At 63.4% G+C, this 17,108-nt stretch carries 16 protein-coding genes and 1 tRNA gene; 1 reads left to right on the top strand and 16 read right to left on the bottom strand.

Annotation, left to right across the window (positions count from 1 at the left end):
• Positions 1-293 precede the first annotated feature (293 nt).
• A complete protein-coding gene (locus tag HZB53_14830) occupies positions 294-809 on the top strand; it encodes a HEAT repeat domain-containing protein (protein MBI5878923.1) in 516 nt (171 codons plus the stop codon).
• A 79-nt stretch (positions 810-888) separates the two neighbouring features.
• On the opposite strand, the gene HZB53_14835 is transcribed toward HZB53_14830, so the two are convergent.
• From HZB53_14835 to minC, 16 genes are all read right to left on the bottom strand, one after another.
• Positions 889-1,704: a hypothetical protein gene (locus tag HZB53_14835; protein ID MBI5878924.1), complete on the bottom strand. Its 816-nt coding sequence runs from the start codon at positions 1,702-1,704 to the stop codon at positions 889-891.
• Complete coding sequence (locus HZB53_14840) at positions 1,701-3,455, bottom strand: M1 family metallopeptidase (protein MBI5878925.1); 1,755 nt, start codon at positions 3,453-3,455, stop codon at positions 1,701-1,703. The genes HZB53_14835 and HZB53_14840 overlap by 4 nt, the downstream gene beginning before the upstream one ends.
• 85 nt (positions 3,456-3,540) lie before the next feature.
• Positions 3,541-4,914 carry an LCP family protein gene (locus HZB53_14845; protein ID MBI5878926.1) on the bottom strand — a complete coding sequence of 458 codons (1,374 nt, stop codon included), beginning with the start codon at positions 4,912-4,914 and terminating at the stop codon, positions 3,541-3,543.
• A 629-nt stretch (positions 4,915-5,543) separates the two neighbouring features.
• A tRNA-Gln gene (locus HZB53_14850) sits at positions 5,544-5,618 on the bottom strand.
• A 9-nt stretch (positions 5,619-5,627) separates the two neighbouring features.
• Positions 5,628-6,404, bottom strand: coding sequence for a PIG-L family deacetylase (locus HZB53_14855; GenBank protein MBI5878927.1), 777 nt, complete (start codon positions 6,402-6,404; stop codon positions 5,628-5,630).
• A 208-nt stretch (positions 6,405-6,612) separates the two neighbouring features.
• Positions 6,613-6,999 carry a hypothetical protein gene (locus tag HZB53_14860; GenBank protein ID MBI5878928.1) on the bottom strand — a complete coding sequence of 129 codons (387 nt, stop codon included), beginning with the start codon at positions 6,997-6,999 and terminating at the stop codon, positions 6,613-6,615.
• A 37-nt stretch (positions 7,000-7,036) separates the two neighbouring features.
• Entirely contained in the window at positions 7,037-7,297 is a 261-nt protein-coding gene (locus HZB53_14865; protein MBI5878929.1) for a carboxymuconolactone decarboxylase family protein, read from the bottom strand.
• 57 nt (positions 7,298-7,354) lie between these two features.
• On the bottom strand, positions 7,355-8,731 hold the full coding sequence (locus tag HZB53_14870; protein MBI5878930.1) for an MFS transporter: 1,377 nt from the start codon (positions 8,729-8,731) through the stop codon (positions 7,355-7,357).
• 114 nt (positions 8,732-8,845) lie between these two features.
• Entirely contained in the window at positions 8,846-9,457 is a 612-nt protein-coding gene (locus tag HZB53_14875) for a sigma-70 family RNA polymerase sigma factor (GenBank protein MBI5878931.1), read from the bottom strand.
• Between the two features lie 466 nt (positions 9,458-9,923).
• Positions 9,924-11,183 (bottom strand): glycosyltransferase, encoded by a 1,260-nt coding sequence (locus tag HZB53_14880; protein MBI5878932.1) that lies wholly within the window; start codon positions 11,181-11,183, stop codon positions 9,924-9,926.
• A 114-nt stretch (positions 11,184-11,297) separates the two neighbouring features.
• Positions 11,298-12,749, bottom strand: coding sequence for a glutamate--tRNA ligase (locus HZB53_14885; GenBank protein ID MBI5878933.1), 1,452 nt, complete (start codon positions 12,747-12,749; stop codon positions 11,298-11,300).
• 65 nt (positions 12,750-12,814) lie between these two features.
• Positions 12,815-13,912 carry a rod shape-determining protein RodA gene (gene rodA, locus HZB53_14890; protein MBI5878934.1) on the bottom strand — a complete coding sequence of 366 codons (1,098 nt, stop codon included), beginning with the start codon at positions 13,910-13,912 and terminating at the stop codon, positions 12,815-12,817.
• Positions 13,913-13,936: 24 nt separating this feature from the next.
• Positions 13,937-14,218, bottom strand: a complete 282-nt coding sequence (minE, locus tag HZB53_14895; GenBank protein ID MBI5878935.1) for a cell division topological specificity factor MinE — start codon at positions 14,216-14,218, stop codon at positions 13,937-13,939.
• 19 nt (positions 14,219-14,237) lie between these two features.
• Complete coding sequence (gene minD, locus HZB53_14900; GenBank protein MBI5878936.1) at positions 14,238-15,038, bottom strand: septum site-determining protein MinD; 801 nt, start codon at positions 15,036-15,038, stop codon at positions 14,238-14,240.
• A gap of 104 nt (positions 15,039-15,142) precedes the next feature.
• A complete protein-coding gene (locus HZB53_14905) occupies positions 15,143-16,321 on the bottom strand; it encodes a hypothetical protein (protein MBI5878937.1) in 1,179 nt (392 codons plus the stop codon).
• 39 nt (positions 16,322-16,360) lie between these two features.
• Complete coding sequence (minC, locus tag HZB53_14910) at positions 16,361-17,101, bottom strand: septum site-determining protein MinC (GenBank protein MBI5878938.1); 741 nt, start codon at positions 17,099-17,101, stop codon at positions 16,361-16,363.
• Between the last annotated feature and the right edge of the window lie 7 nt (positions 17,102-17,108).

A 17,108-nucleotide genomic window follows, 5' to 3' on the forward strand; every position in this document is an offset into this window, starting at 1 on the left:
AGCAATTCTCATTTTGGAGTCGGCTGCCAATATGCCCCCTCATCCCCTGCCCCTGCTCCCCCGCGCGTGCGGGGGAGCAGGGGAAAAGCTAACGGGGAGGGCAGCGCCACTTTTTCGGCGGGCCAGCTTGCGTGACAAGCGCCTGAGAGCCAGCGCATCGCAAGCGGCATTGGAAAGTACCCGTACAAAGCCAAATTGAGAATTGCTGGTGACAGTTGACCCGCGCGCAGGGATGCGCGATAATGATAGTAGGGTCAACAGGCATACGTCGAAATAGACTACAGGAGGCAACCATGAAAGTCGAAACTGGTAGGCCGGTTGCGACGGCGAGCCACCTGGTGGATCGCCTGTACGATGATGATGGCATGGTCCGGGCGAAGGCGCGCGAGACGATCATCAAGTTGGGGAAGCCGCTGACGCCGCGCCTCATTGCGCTGCTTTCCGAGCCGGGCGACCAGGTGCGCTGGGAGGCCGCCAAGGCGCTGGCCGAGATCGCCGACCCGGCCGCGGCGCCCGCGCTGGTCGGCGCGCTCGTCGATCGCTCGTTCGGCGTGCGCTGGCTGGCGGCGACCGGGCTGATTGTGCTTGGCCGTGACGGGTTGATTCCGTTGCTGCGCGCTCTGATGGCCGACTCCAGCTCGGTCATTCTCCGGCACAGCGCGCACCGGGTGATATTCGATCTGGTCGGGCGCGAGCAACTGGTGCCGATTCTGGCGCCGGTACTGGAGGCGCTGGAGTCGGCGGAGCCGGCGGTGAGCGTGCCGCTGGCAGCCCACACGGCGCTGGAACAGTTGCTGGCGCTTAAGTAGCCGCCTTGCGGCATTAACAACACTCACGGGAAGCCAGAGCGCTTCCCGTTTCGTGTGCGAACGCCAGCGCTTGTGAGCTTCAGGCCGGGCCGGTCGCTGCGCCCTCGGCGCGAACAAGCTGCGCGGCGACCGCGAGTCGCAGGACTTTGACCCACAGGATGCCGAAGACGAACATCTGCTGGACGATGACGCCAGCCAGCGGCGACCAGATCGTGACGGTCGCGCCAACCTGCGCCAGCATGATAAGCAGTGCCGCCTGCGCGAGCAGCCCGAGCACGGCTAACAGTGCTACCGCCGGAAAGTGCCTTGCCACAAAGCCCGCGCTGCGTGCCGCCATTGCGAACGGGTTGCGGCGCTGGCGGGAAACGGCCAGCGCGCGCGCATATTCCCCGATGACGTTGACCAACTGGAGCAGAACGACCGCCGCTATGCCGCCGACCAGCCCGCTGCCCGTTGCCATAAGCGCTGCGCCGATCGCCAGGCCGATGGTACCGGCGATGATGAGCAACAGTCCGAGCACGACAAACGACAGAAAGTAGCGCGCGCCCCCGCGCCAGAACGATGACTGGCCCGCCCACGCCGCCAGCATGGCGCCCGAGATGAAGTTGTACGCGCCGGCGAATACCGCCGTCAGCACGACGGTCGACAGCAGGTACAACGCCGTCAACATCGACGCGCCCTGGGGATTGGACAGCGCCGCCAGCAGCCATGCGTCGGAGCCGCCCGTTGCGAGGTCGTTAAGGTATGGGTTGTGCAGCGCGCGATTGTCGATCAGCGGCCAGGTCTGCACGACCGCCAGCATCAGGCTGAGCCCGAACAGCGGCAGCCAGAGCCGGACGCGCCGGGCGTCGCGCCAGGCGGCCGGCAGGATCGACAATAGTCCCGGGCGTGTCATCCGAAAAGCCCCATCCACTGCGATAGCAGTTGGAACCACACCATCAGGCGGCCGGCGAGCGCTGTGGCGGCGTCGAGTTCGATGCGCCGGCTCACAGCGTTGTTCAAGACGTCTGTTTCGGCCGCCAGCTTCTTCTGCGGGTCGATCTCCACGCGGACGATCGGATCGGTCGCGGGCACCGCGAGGCGCGTATCGTCGCCCCGGCCGTCCCACGCCTGCGCCTGGATCCGGCCGCTGGCCAGCGTGAGCTGCACGTCAACGGGTGCATGCACAGTTCCCGTGCGCCGGACCGCTACGGCGCTTTCGGATGGCGTATCTGCGATCTCGCCAACGGCATAGTCGATATCTCCGCCGCGCGCGTACTCGTCGAAGAACCAGCGCAGATCGGCGCCATTCAGCGCCGCTTCGAGGCTGGCACGGAAATCAGCGCCGTTCGGATGTTTCCAGCGGTACGCGTTCAGGTAGTCCGCCAGCGCGCGCTGCATCGCGTTGCTTCCCACCGTGCGCTCAAGCGTCAAGAAGCCGAGTGCGGACTTGCTGTATACCGCGCCGCCATACGCGATGGTCGCGTACTCCCATGCCGGTCGATTGATCGGCTCACCGTCCCCGCCGCGCGCTTGCAAGCTGTCAAGCAACAACGGACTGATGCCGAGCGCCCCGCCCAGCCGCGCACGCGCATTCAGCATGTAGCGCAGGCTGATGTATTCCGTCAGTCCTTCGTCCAGCCACGGCTCGCGCCCTTCGTTGGTGGCGGTCTGCATCGGCCACCACTGGTGGCCCATTTCGTGTGCCACCACGTACGCGATCAGCCCGAGGCCGCCGGGCGCGCCAACGGTGCCGCCGGTGATCAGCGTGGGATACTCCATGCCGCCCGCGCCGCCCGCATCATCGGGCACGTCCACGACCGAGATGCGGCTGTGCGGGTACGCTCCATACCATTGGCTGTACGCCTGTAATGACCCGCTGGCTGCGCCGAGATACTCGTCGCGATACGACGCATGCTCCGGTAACAGGTAGAGCCACACATCAGACGTGGGGGTCTGCTGCGTGTGGACTTGAAAATCCGGCGACGCGGCAAACGCGAAATCGGTCACGTCGGTGGCCGTGAAGCGCACGCGCTGCAGGCCGTTCCCTGCATCGTCCGCGTTGCCGACCGGTTCGCCGACGCCGGCCACCACATACGCGCGCGGCAGCGTGATTTGGACATCGTAGCGGCCGAAGTCGTTGAAGAACTCGCTGTTGGCGTGCCACGGCTCGGTATCCCACCGTCCGCGATCGTAGACGGCCAGCTTCGGGTACCACTGCCCGACCATGAAGAAGGTGTTGTCGCGGCCGCCGTAGCCCGTGCGCGCGAACACGCGCGGCAGTTGGCTCGTCCAGGCCACGTCGAGCGACAGGCTGGCGCCGGGGGCCAGCGATCGGGGCAGCGGCACGCGCATCAACGTATCGGTTATGCTCGCCGTCGCCAACAGATCGACCCCGTCGAGCGCCAGGCGCGAGACCGTGATGTTGCCCGGCGCACCGGCATTGAACGCAAAGCCCCGGCTATCGCCCTTCGATTCGCGCATCCAGACGGTGTCGGGACTGTTGAAGGCGCGCAGGTACAGCCGCAGCCACACCTCGTCGAGCGTGTCGCCCGATGGATTGGTATAGGTGATCCGCTCGGTGCCGGCCACCGTCCGCGCAGCGGGGTCGAGCGCAACATCCATTTGATACGACGCCACGTGCGGCGCATGTGGAACAGCCTGCATTGGCGCGCGTGTCGCGGGCGCGGCGACTGCGGCAGCTGCGATCAGGCATGGTAGAAGGAATACAAGGTAGCGGCGCATAGCCATCTCAGGGCGAGATGCGTTTCTTCACGAGCTGGCGGACCGATGTCCAGTAGTTGGCGGCGAGATCGGGCGCATACGGGTCGGCCTTGCCAGTCGGCACGGAGATCGAAAGTTCCGGGTAGACGCCGTTCTTGATATCGCGCACCATGATCGGATTGGCGCTGGTGCCGACCCACTGCACGCCGCCATCGCCGATCGCCTGATCGACCACGAACAGCGAGCGTGTGATGGTGAGCGGTATCTTCTCGCCCTGCGCGCCGCGCGCGACATACTGGTTGATGGTCTGGAACAGCAGCGACGCAGCATCGAAATCGTATTCAACTTCCTTGTTATCCAGCGTACGGCGCAGGAAGTTCGCCAACCTGGCCCAGAACACGGGGTTGGTCGTCTCGCGTTTTATGTTGTCGAGTACCGCCGTAACGACGATTTGCTTGCGCACAGCCGGCTCTTTGCGCGGATCGTACTTGGTCTTGCCGAGCTGGGCGTTGATCGCCTTGATGAATTGCAGCGTCTGCAAACCGTTCAGTTTCTGCTTGCCTTGCGCGTAGCGCAGCGCGGGGTATTGCTTGTCGGCAAACACGATCGGCGCCGCGTCGAACACGTATGGCACGTCGACGAGCAGCCCGCCGAACACCTCGTCAACGATATTCTTGACGACCAAATCCTGGAAGACCAGTTGGAAATCGACATTGAGCCCGGTGGCGTCTTCCACCGTGGTCCGCGCGAGCGGGAAGCCGCCGGCCAGGTGGGCGCGGTCGAGCTTGGACGGGCCGACTTTCTTGCCGTCGCGCATCATGTAGCGCTCGACTTCGGGCGCGCGGATGTCGTGGTTCAGTGTTACGGTGCTGATCTGCAGCGTGTTCAGATCGAGCGAATAAAGCGTGACATGGCCCTTGTAGGTTGGCGGGTAGGGCGGCTCGTACGTTACGCCATAGCCGGTCACCAGGAAGTTGAGTCGGTTGGCGTTGAACGGGGCGTCGATGCGCGTTGCGAAGCCGGCCGGGTTGGCATCTTGCGCCGCGCGCCGTCGCCGGGCCGCTTCCGCGGCCAGCGGCTTCATGATGTCGGCAACGAAGTTGACCTGTGCCTGTGTAACCGTGGGCGCGGGAATTGGCGTGGGTGCGGGAAGCTCGGTCGGCGTGGGCAACGGCGTGCCAACCGACTCGGCCGCGGGCGTGAACACTGGGGAGACGGCGATCACGGGATCGGTGGTGATGACCACCGGGAGCGGCGCATCGCCTTCGTCGTCCGCGTTCGCGCCGAACTGCGGCAACCACTCTGCGGGTAACAGCATCAGAATGGCGATGCTCAACAGCAAGCAGCCGATCGAGAACGTCAGGAACACACTGACCCAGAAGAGGCAACTGCGTTTCATCATTGAAACCGTGTCCGAGCTATTGAAGTCCGCTAACCGGTGCCCGTATCGGCATGCGATTGCGTTGCGCAGGCCGGCGACGCTGTCAGTGTGATAACCTCACACCCGCAGCCTGCCGTCCCATTGTTCCCGCGCGGCAGAGCGCCAGAGAATCGGCAGCGTGAAACTGCATAAGGACAGGCACGTGCCGCACCATCGTGTTGACATGATTATACTTGCAGGCGCGCTGGCGTGCAACGCGTGGCGACCGGTGGGGTATACCAACGAACTGTCGGAACTCTGCAGTCCGTCATGCCGGCGCGTCGTTGTCCGCTGGCCTCACGCCAGCGGACGGTTAACGGTCAGCGGCGGGAAGCCGCTGACCACCGCCGGCATCCATATCCGCATGTGGCAAGCGTCCAAGCCGTGGTTGCCCAGACTGGATTCCGGCTAAGATCATGCCGAATGACGGGTTGGTGGGCCGCGGCTGGCTTCTTGCCCTCCGACAGTTTTCGGCTATACCCCGACAGGTGATTGCCACGACCGTCGCGGATGGCGCGTATCAAGCCCCCGCAGGTTTTCATAACTTGTGGTCACTGATCGCATGGCGGGCGGACAAAACAACAACCCCCGATCGCTCGGGGGTTGTTGTTTGGCTGGGGCGCAAGGACTCGAACCTCAATCAACTGATCCAGAGTCAGTCGTGCTGCCGATTGCACCACGCCCCAGTGCGGCGTTTATTCTAGCACAGTCCCGCCGATGGCCCAAATACGCTCGGCGTAGTCGTCGCCGCCGGCCGTGCGGCGTGCGTAGGCTTCGACGCGCCGCGCCATATCGGCCGGGCCGCGAAAGGTGGAATGCATCTGCGAGGCGTAGGCGGCCACGGCGCGGATCTTGCGCCGCACGTCGATTGGGTGCGCGGCGGCGATCCAGCCGGCACGGCCTAGCGCGTGCCGGGCGCGGGTGACGGCGCCGCGCGCTTCCGCATAGGGGAAATCCTCGTACCAGAGCACCATGTAACCAGCCGCCAGAACCGAACGGACGGCGTCGCGCGTGAGCAGGTGGTCAACATGTCGCCCGGCACCGAGCGGCGCGACGATGATACTGCTGCGCTTGCCATGTGTGTGCGATTTGATCTGCCGCGCGATGTGTGCGATCAGAGTAGCTTCCGGTGCATAGCCGCGTCCGAACAGCGTACGTCCGGAGTTTACAAGCGGCCGCCCGTTCGCTTTGCGCCGATAGATGGCATCGGGCACGTCGAGATAGACTGGCTCCGCGCCAAGCAGTCGTACCGCTTTGCCGTCTTCGCGCAGGCGTGCCGCAATCGGATCGCGTGGCTCGCCCCACTGGCGATGCTGTACGCGAGCGAACGCGGAGAGGGGAGCGTTGCCCGGTCGGCCGGCGCAGACGGTCAGCACAGCCGCGCGGCGCCCGGTGCGCGCCAGATGGCTGACCCAGCCGCCGCACGAAAGGGCGACGTCATCGAAGTGCGGCGATACGAACAGATAGTCCATGTCAGGCTGGCTGCGGTTGGCGCAACGGCTTGGTGACGGGTTCAGCCGGGTCTGGCGAGACTCGCCTTAATAACCAGAGCAATTGCTGGCAAAACGCGTCATGCGTAACCGCGCCGAAGGTGGCCGGCTGCATATGGTGTTAGACCTCTATTTGTCGCAGAGGCATTTAGGCGGAGTGCTTCGGGGGCACTCCGCCTCGAAACGCGCGTTAACGCAAGTCCCCGAAGCCTGTCTTACGCACCGCCCCGGTAGTCGTTTCTGGCTTCTTGAAGGCACGCGCCAGCACGATCACACCAAGCCCCATCAGCAAGGTCTCAAAGACCGGCAGTTCGACCGACAGATGCAAGACCGAAGTCGTTAACACCAGCCCTGCGCCCAACACGAGCGCGAGAATGCCGACCGCGGTCGTACTGGCTTTGATGGGAATACCGCTCAGCGATCGTGCGGCATTCAGGCCGAGTAAAATCAGGCCGGTGCCGATCAAGCCTGTGCCATTCGGCAAGAATGCGAACAACCAGCGGATGCCCCACCAGAGAATAAGCGTACCCCAAGCAAGCGTTTCGAAATCCAGATTGATTGTTCGTGGCTTGTTCATTTTGTCTCCTAATGAAAGTTGAATCTGGGCATCTATCTTAGGACCCGCACCCACACTCGCCATCTGTTTCGCTAGCCGTGGAGAGGGCGGTGTAGTTTTGGCGTAAGGCGAACTTGTCCATTTTGGCTCCTGCGCCCTTCCTTACCCGTCTTCCGATTTCAACTGCTTCCGCGATCTCCTGCGGTTTGGCCCCGCTTTCCAACGCCATGTTCACGGTGGCTTGCAGACACTGCTGGCAATTTGCGGTGATTGATGCTCCGACGGCTATCAATGCTTGAATCCGATTATCGAGGTTCATTACTGTTCGCTCCTTTCTGACTTTACAGACGAAAGTCATTTGGGAAAAGATACACTCCTAATTCGTCGCCGACAGTGAAGCTGGCGACGACATGCCTGATTCCGCCATGGCTGCTTGAACGGCCACCGCATCCGGCAGCTCATCCTCGACCAGCCGCAGGCGCGGATACAAATAGCCGATCACCGATGCGAGCATAAGGAATAGACCTGCGCTGATGAACAGCAAGCCTGCGCCTCGCCCCGGGCCTACGCCGATGATCTCTCCTAAGCTTCCAGCCAATGGTCCATCCACCCGCAGCAAGGGCTCGAAAACTCCATCGGCCAGCGGCCCGGTGATGAGATAAGCAAGCAGCGGCGTCGCTAGGAAGAACGCTTGCCGGATCGCAAAAACCCGACCCTGCACATCCGGTGCGACTTTGCTCTGCCAGATCGCCTGGTTGGCACTTATAGTGATTGGATAGAAAACAAGGCATAGGAATAGGCTGGCAGTGGCGAGGGGGATAGAGGCGCGCAGTCCGATCAGAGCCATGAACAATCCGACCAACAGCATAGAAACCATCACGGTATGGATGCGGCGCTTGGTGCCGCCCCATGCGCTCATGACGATGCTGCCCACCAGATAACCGATGCCACCAAGCGATAGTGCCATTCCGAGCGTGGCGGTCGAGGCGAAAGACAGGATCATGGGCGTGAATAGCACCGCGTCCAATTCCATCAGGAAATTCGCGATGGAAAGGAACACCAGCAGCGCGAGCAGCCCGGGACGCGCCGTAATGTACGTCCAGCCATACGCCGACTCATGCAGAAGCGAGCCCTTGCCTGCCTGTCCCTCGGCGGTGGTCTCGGGCCTGGGAATGCGGACGAGCAGGAGCGTCAGGATTGCGATGAGAAAAGTCATAAAGTCTGCGAGGATCACGCCCTGAAGTCCGATCGTGCCGATCAGCACCCCCGCGACGAGCGGAGAGACGAGCAGTGTGCCTGCCGACACGATTTGCAGCAGGCCGCTGGCGCGGCCGAACTGCTCTTTGGGGACCAGTTGTGTCGTTGCCGCCGTCATGGCCGGCCAGCGCAGCGTGTCAAAGATGCCGCAGATGAAGATGGCGAGGTAGATGTGCCAGATCTCCAACCGGCCGGCCAGGATCAGCAATGCGATGGAGAGCGTACTGAGACCGCCCCCCGCGTCGCTGATGATCATGACGTTCCGGCGGTCCCAGCGGTCTACCAGCGCGCCCACCAGCGGGCCCAACGCAACTCTTGGCAGGATTATGAACAGCGAAGTGAGCGCGAACTGCGTTATGGAACCTGTTGTCTGATAGACCCATACACCCAACGCGAAACTGGTCATGCCCGAGCCTATGAACGAGATCACTTGCCCGAACCAGACAACAGCAAAAGCCCGCACGCCGACTATGGAGCGCTTGATCGTCGAGATCATGGCTTGCCTCCGAGTTTGCGGGATGGAGGCCGGCCAGTTCCATATCGTCTGATTTTCATGGCATATCATCCCTTTCTGACCTATAGACGAGGCCAGTCGGGAAAGGATACACCCCTAATGTGTCGCTCCAAATTCCTCAATGGCCTTCTTCAGATCGGGAACAAATTCGTTTTCCTCAATCCAGTATGAATCACAATGCCGCACCAGTTCTACCTTGAGTCTTTCTCTGGCGCGATGCAATCTGATCTTGACCGTATCCAGGCTGACTCCCAGAAGTTCCGCGATCTCTTTGTTGCTTAGCCCCTCCAACTCACTAAGCACCAGAACCGGTCGGTAGTTCTCCGGAAGCCTTTCAATGCGGTCCCGAATGCACTCGTTCATTTCCTTCCGAACAAGCTGTTGTTCAACTGAATGCGTCTTTTCCCCGGTCCATACGTCTTTATCATCAACCTCTGCTTCACCGATCTCAGTTGAATTTTCCGATAACCTTTTCCGGAAAGACGGACTGCGTAACCTATCAAATGCGGCATTGGTTGCAATTCGATATAACCACGTCGACAGTTGAGACTCGCCTCGAAATGTCTTCAACGCTCGACTGACCTTTACGAAAACATCTTGAGTCAGGTCTTCTGCCTCGTGCTCGCCCACCAGTCGCAATAGATAGCGAAGTATTCTCGGCTGATAGGTGTCGTAGATTATCTGAAATTCCAATTCGCTGTCGTCCATCCGGTTCTACTCCTATTGAGTTAAGGGCGATTGCGCCTGACTCAATCAATTGACGCGCGGCTTCGCGTGTAAGCAGATGACCGAAGTGGCGTCCGGCGACGCGCATGTGGTGTCTGCTGCCGGCCAGTGCCGTGAGTCGGCGCGCGACCTTAGCGACGAGCGGCGATTCCACGACGTAGCCGCGCCCGAACAGCGAGCCGGCAGAGTGCGCCAGTGGGCGGCTGCGTGGTTTGCGCCGGTAGATCGCGTCCGACACATCAAGGTAGGCCGGCTCTGACCATATAGACGAGGTCGGTCGGGAAAGGATACACCCCCAATTATGTCTCTCGACATTCCTCCAGGGCCTCCTTTAGGTCGGGAGCAAATTCGCTTTCGTCAATCCAGTATGAATCACAATGCTGCACCGGTTTTTCCGCACGACAGTGCCACATCGTCGAAATGCGGCGCGATGAACAGGTAGTCCATCTCAGGCCGGCTGTGCCTGATGCCAGCGCTCGGTCGAAGTCGCTGAGACTGCATCCCGAACCCGATAGGCGGATTCCGCTTCGTCGTACACTGCCAGTATCTGGTCAGCAATACGCTCCCAACCGTAGCTGCGCGCGGCGCGGGCGGCCTGCTGACCCAGCGTGTCGCGGAAGACCTGATCGTTGAGAACGTGGCAAATAGCGTCGGCTAACGAGTCGGGGTCTTTGGCCGGCACCAGAAACCCGGTCACGCCATCCACGACGGTATACGACAGGCCGCCGACATCTGACGCGATGACCGGCGTGCCGCACGCCATCGCCTCGAGCGCCACCATGCCGAACGATTCATAGTGCGAAGGCATCACGACGACATCGGCGGCGGCATAGTACAACGGCAGAATATCCTGGCCCTGCGCGCCGAGAAAGGCCACCATCTCCTGTAACCCGAGCGCATCGCGCATCTGAATCAACCGCCCCATCTCGCCGGTCATGGCGTCCGGGTGGTCTTCGGCGCTGCCGCCGATCAGCATGAGCGACAGTCTGCTGCACGGCATGTTGCCGTTGCGCTGAATGAGCGCGATGGCGTGCAGCAGATCGTCAATGCCCTTGAGCGGCTCCATGCGGCCGACGAACAACACCGTGCTGGAGCCGGCGTCGAGCCCGACTTCCTGCCGGGCATGCGCCTGGTCGGTGGGCCGGAAGAGGGCCAGATCCACGCCGCATGGCACGATGCGGATCGGATCGCCAGGCACGTTGTACAGCGTGACCATCTGGCGCTTGTCCAACTCCGTGGCGGCGACGACGCGGTCGGCCCAGCGCATGATCTCGCGCTCGGTGTCGATGCGCTGCGGGTGTTCGCGCGATTCGTCCGGGCGCGCCACCTTGTCTTTCATGGCGCCCAATGTGTGAAACATCTGCACGACCGGCACGCGCCAGCGCGCCTGCAACTCGCGCGCCACCCAGCCGGACAGCCAGTAGTGGCTGTGAATCACATCGTAGCGGCAGCCTTCCATGTCTGCGAACTCGGCCACCTCGCGCACGAACTCGGGCAGGTACTCGTACAGCCGGTTCTTCTCCTGGTGCTGAAGCGGTCCGGCACAGATGTGCACGACCCGCGCGTTGGGGCCAAGCTCGACGATTGGCGGATGGATCTGGCTTTCGCAGCGCGTGAATACGTCGACGGCATAGCCGCGGCGGCCCAACTCGCGCGACAACTCGCGCACATAGACGTTCATGCCGCCCGTGTTTTTTCCGCCCAGCATGGCGAGCGGGCAGGTATGCACGCTCAGCATGGCAATTCGCTTCAATCCGTCCCTCCAGTACTATCCAGTCGCGCGCCTTTGATGGCGCGCCGCACGATGCTCCGTATATACGCGCTACCCGGCAATCCGAATTGCAGCATCCAGGCGCGCCAGCGTGCGGGCCTGGCCCAGCACGGCCAGTGTGTCGAACAGCGGCGGCGTGACCGTTCGCGCCGTGACCGCTTCGCGTATCAGCGTGAACAGGTTGCCGGGCTTGATCTGCAGCCGCTCCGCCAGCGCGCGCAAGTCGGTCTCCAGCACGGCCGCTTCGAACGGCGACACGACGGCGACGGCGGCGCGCACCGCCTCCAGCGCCGCGCGCGCGGCATTCGGTTGAGCGGCAAACGCCTTGCCGAGCATGGCGTCACGCGTTGGGTGCACATCGTCGACGAAGAAGAAGCCGGCCAGCTCGACCGGGTCCTTGAGCGTCTTGATGCGCGTCTGCACCAGCGGAACCACGCGCAGCAGCAGGTCGTTGTCGACTTCGATACCCGCAGCGTCCAGGAACGGGCGGATGCGGCGCGCCAGATCGAGCGTGTCGAGCGTGCGGATATAGTGCCCGTTCAGCCAGTTCAGCTTCTCCACGTCAAAGATTGCGGCCGACGGGTGCACCTTGTCGAGATCGAACAGGCTGATCAGTTCCGCGCGGGAGAAGATCTCGGTCTTGTCGTCATACGACCAGCCGAGGCGCGCCAGGAAGTTCAGCATCGCTTCCGGCAGATAGCCCTGGTCGCGGAACTCGACGACCGAGGTCGAGCCGTGGCGCTTGGACAGCTTCTTGCGGTCCGCGCCGAGGATCATCGGCAACTGCGCCAGCACCGGCATCTCCCAGCCGAAAAACCGATACAGCAGGGCGTGCTTCGGGCCCGACGAGATCCAGTCATCGCCGCGCGTGACATGCGTGATCTGCATCTCATGGTCGTCGACGACCACGCCAAGGTGGTACGTCGGGAAGCCATCGGATTTCAGCAACACCTGATCGTCAATCGTCTTATTGTCCACCGTCACGTCGCCGTGCAGCAGGTCGTAGTAGGTGGTCTGGCCCTCCAGCGGCACAGCCAGCCGAATGACCGGCACGATACCTTCGGCCGCTTTTTGTGCGCGTTCGGCCTCGGACAGGAAGCGACACCGGCGGTCGTAGCCCAGCGGCAGCTTGCGCGCTTCCTGCTCCTTGCGCATCTGCTCCAGCCGCTCGGGGCTGCAATAACAGCGATAAGCGTGGCCGCGCTCCACCAGCCACGCGGCCCAGCGCTGGTAGCGGTGCAGCCGCTCGGACTGCTTGTAAGGCCCGAACGGGCCGCCGATGTCAGGCCCCTCGTCCCAATCGAGCCCGAGCCAGCGCAGCGACTCCATGATGAGCTGCAGGCCGTTTTCGACCTCGCGCGCCTGGTCGGTATCCTCAATGCGGACGATGAAGCGGCCGCCGTGATGACGCGCGTACAGCCAGGTGAACAACGCGGTACGAATATTGCCGACGTGGGGCGCGCCCGTTGGGCTGGGCGCATAGCGAACGCGAACCGTGGACATGTCGAGGACTCTCGTCGTGCGATTGGCTAGGTTGGTACGAACCGATGAAATGCCGGCGCGCCGTGCTACTCGAACGCGAGCCGCCGGTGCCGCAGCAGGATGCTCTGGATCAGCCCCTGTCCGATCAATATGCTGACCACCGAACTGCCGCCGAAACTCAGAAACGGGAGTGGAATGCCCGCGACCGGCAGCAGGCCGACGTTCATGCCCAAATTGACAACCGACTGGAAGAAGAACATGAGCGCCAGCCCGACCGCAATCAGCCGCCCGTACACGTCGCGTGACAGCTCGGCGGCGCGCAGCATGCGCCACAACACCACGATCAGTAACAGCATGAATGCTGCGCTGCCGGCAAAGCCGAGCTCCTCGCCGACGACGGAGAAGATGAAGTCGGTCTGCCGCGCGCGCAGGAATCGCAACTGGCTCTGTGTGCCGCTCAAGTAGCCTTGCCCGGTCCAGCCGCCGGAGCCGAGCGTGATGCGCGCCTGCAGCACGTTATAGCCGGAACCGAGCGGATCGTTGTCGGGATTCAGGAACGTGGCGATGCGCTGCTTCTGGTAATCGGCTGCGGTGAACGTAAAGATGAGAACGCCAATGCCGACCAGGGCAGCCATGATCAACAGGTAGCGCGCGCGCATGCCCCACATCAGCAGCATGCCGACGCCGATGACGAGGAAAACGATGGCCGTGCCGAGGTTGGGCTGCAGGTACACCAGCGCGGCCGGAATGCTCATCAAGACCAGTGCGAACAGGATATGATACCAGCGCTGCGAATGGCTGTCGCGATCGGCCAGGAACTTGGCCAGCGAGATGATGATCAGGATTTTGGCGATTTCGGACGGCTGCACCGGCAGGAAGCCGAGGCTGAGCCAGCGCTGCGCGCTGAACTGCGACTGGCCGCTGGCGGCCACCAGCCCCAGGATGCCGACCGCGGCGATGTACGGCAGGAACGGCCAGAGCTCCCAGAAGCGGTAGTCGACCAGGGTGAAGATCAGCATCAGCACGATGCCGCCCACCACATACAGCAACTGGCGGACGTAGAACTCGTCCATCAACTCGCCCTGCGGCGGCGCGGCGGAGTAGATCATCCCCACGCCGAAGGCCGACAGGATGAGGACGCAGGCAAACAGCACCCAATCGAAATGGCGGAACAGTCGCAACATGGCTCGCCTGGTTTGCGTCTCTCGTTATTTGCGTTTGCGTTTCGGCGCAGCATCGCGCGGGCCGACGATCGGGATGTCCGCCGTCAGCTTCTGATAGCCGCGCCCGCTGGTCAGTTTGATTTCCATCGACTGCTCGTCGATGGTGACGTGCCTGGAGATCACGGCGATGATCTCGCTCTTCAGGGTCTCCATCAGCTCCGGTGACAGCTTGACCCGGTCGTGCACCAGCACGAGTTGCAGACGCTCTTTGGCGATTGCGCTGCTGGACGGCTCGCGGCGTCCGAAAAGACGGTCGAGGATGTTCATAAGGCTCCCTTGGCGCTCGTCAATTGCCGCGAGGGCGCAGCATCCGCCCCAGCCGGTTCCAGAGGCCGTCGTCGTTCTTCAGGATCATGAGCGGCACATCCTGGCCCATCAGGCGGGCCGCGATGTTCCGGTATGATTGCCCGGCCTGCGATTGGTTGTCCATCGCAGCGGGCTGGCCGCGGTTGGTCGTGACGATGATCGCTTCGTCGTCGGGCACGACGCCAACCAGGTTGATGGCGAGCACTTCAAGCACGTCTTCGACGCTGAGCATGTCGCCGCGCTTGACCATCGCCGGCCGCAGGCGGTTGATGATCAGCCGCGGCTCGCCCTTCTCCGCGGCCTCCACCAGCCCGATGATCCGGTCGGCATCGCGCACCGCCGATACCTCCGGCGTCGTGACAATCAGGATCTCATCGGCGCCGGCAATGGCGTTGCGAAAACCCTGTTCGATGCCGGCCGGCGAGTCGATGAGCACGAAGTCGTGCTCTTTCTTCAACTCGGCGCACAGCGTGCGCATCTGGTCCGGATTGACCGCAGACTTGTCGCGTGTCTGCGCGGCCGGGATGAGGTACAATTCCGGCATGCGCTTGTCTTTGATCATCGCCTGGCGCAGCCGCGCGCGCCCCTCGACCACATCGACAATGTCGTACACGATGCGGTTCTCGAGGCCCATCACAACGTCGAGGTTGCGCAGGCCGATATCGGCGTCGAGGCAGACGACTTTCTTCCCTTGCAGGGCCAGCGCCACGCCCAGGTTGGCGGTCGTGGTTGTCTTACCGACGCCGCCCTTGCCGGATGTAATCGTGATGACGCGTCCGATCATGTCTGGTGTCCTTGTCGAGCGTGTGGCGCGCCGGTTGCGCGCATTCCGGTTGAAGCGGGGCTTGCCCTGCGCAGCGCAAGGCAAGGCCCCCGCTCGTTATCCTAGGCGATCGCGCCGGTCTGCTCGGTCGTCAGGCTGAACGTGACACCGGCGGCGGCCAGTTCCGCTACGAGCCGGTCGAACGCCGCACCGGCAATCAGCTTCTCCGGCGTCACGACGCCGCGGCCCTTGACCTCGCCGCGCGCCACCATGCGGGCGACGATGGCGGCGGTGAACGCCGTCGTGCGCGCCATCGACGTAAAGCCGAGTTTCTCGTCGTAGCGGTCCACCGATTCGAGGCCATAGCCGCACGGCGCGCCGTTCTTTGCGCCGCACGCCTCGACCCGGAAGAGCGTGATGTCGCGCTCGTTTTCGGCCAGTCGCACCTTCGGGTACAGCACGGCGTCCACCACCTTTTTCGGCGCGACCTGTACGCCGTCCACCGTGACGGGATTGAGGCTGAGCAGGCCGAGCTCCTTGAGCATGGTTGCCTTGGCGGCGTAGCCCGGCCAGCGCACCGTCTTCTGCGTGCCGAGCCGCAGATTCTTGAGCGCGTCCAACTCGAGCAGCCACGGCATGAAGCCTTCATGCCATGCCTCGCAGGCGCCGACGCCGTCGAACCAGACGTCCTCGACGCCGGAGTAGCGGGCCACGCTCTTGAGCGCGCCGTTCTCGACATACTGCGTGTCCGTGTCGCGCAGCGGCATCTGCTTGCCGCCGAACACGATCTTGTAGCCCATCGGCGGCTCGGGCTTGTCCGGGATGCCGCCGCACTTGATGTGCAGTTCGTCCACGCGGTCGAGCTTCTCGGCCAGGTAGCGGGCCATGATTTCGGTCAGGCCGGGCTCGACGCCGCAGCCGGGAATATACAGCGTGCCCGACGCTTCCAGCAGCTTCTTCGCCTCGCTCAACGCGTCTGGCATCGGCCAGGTCAGGTCGATCAGCGGCTTGCGCGCGCGCGCCGCGGCGCGAATGGCCAGGATGGTCGCCGCGGCGGGCAGCGCGGCGACGGCGGCATCGTAGCCGGCGAGGATCGCGGCCGAGGCGGCCTCGTCACGCAAATCCTGCACGATTGACTTCAGCTTGTTCGCGCCGGGCTTGCCGGCCAGCGTGCGCAGGCAGGTGTCGATCTGCGCCTGGTTCATGTCGAACACGCCGACCTCGCTGACCGCCGGGTCGGACATCGCTATGTACGCCGACGCGGGGCCCATCAGTCCGGTGCCAATGACGACGATCTTCATAGTGGTCTCCTGTGGGTTCGTTTTGGGAGCCGGGCGTGCCTAGCTCCACTCGGTGATTTCGATTTTGCCGTCACGAATCCCGGCCGTTTCGGGCGCGGGCTTGCGTTTCTTGCGGTCGGGCATCCGGGCGATGGTATTGGCGATGCGCAACTGGGTCGGCTCCAGGTGCAGCGCGCAGACAATCGCGTCGGTATCGCCCAGCGCGCCAGCGTGCACCAGCCCGCGCAGTTTGCCCCACACGATGACATCGCCGCTCGCGATCAACTCCGCGCCCGGATTGACGTCGCCGACAACAATGATGTGTCCCTCATGCCGCACCGCGGTGCCGGAGCGCACCGTGCGCCGCAGGACTATGGCGGGGTAGCTCGCATCGGCATCGACCACGTCGCTCTCCGCCATGCCGGCCCGCACCGCCCGCACTCGCGCCAGCGCCGGAGAGCTGTTGCGCGGTTCCGGGGATTCCGGCGCGACGAGCTCCAGGCCGTGCGCCGCCGCGGCCGCCGCCAGTTCGGGGCTCGACGCGGACAGCCGGCGCAGCGTGATCTGGTGCCGCGACAGCAGCGCTTCGATGTCGCCGAGTTGTGGCGCACCGATGCCTGGATTCTCGACGTTGAGCGTGACCTGTGCGCCCTTAAAGAACGCCGCCGTGCGCGTCAGCCGGTCATCAAGCTCGGCCAGCATGTCCGGCACCGGCCCGTTGAGCAAGGTCACCGTCAGGCCGTGCTTGGTGCCCTTGATAGCCACGAGGGACGTTTCGCTGCGCATCGCGGATTGAGTCATAGGATCG

The sequence above is a fragment of the Chloroflexota bacterium genome (assembly GCA_016235055.1).
Classification (GTDB): domain Bacteria; phylum Chloroflexota; class Anaerolineae; order JACRMK01; family JACRMK01; genus JACRMK01.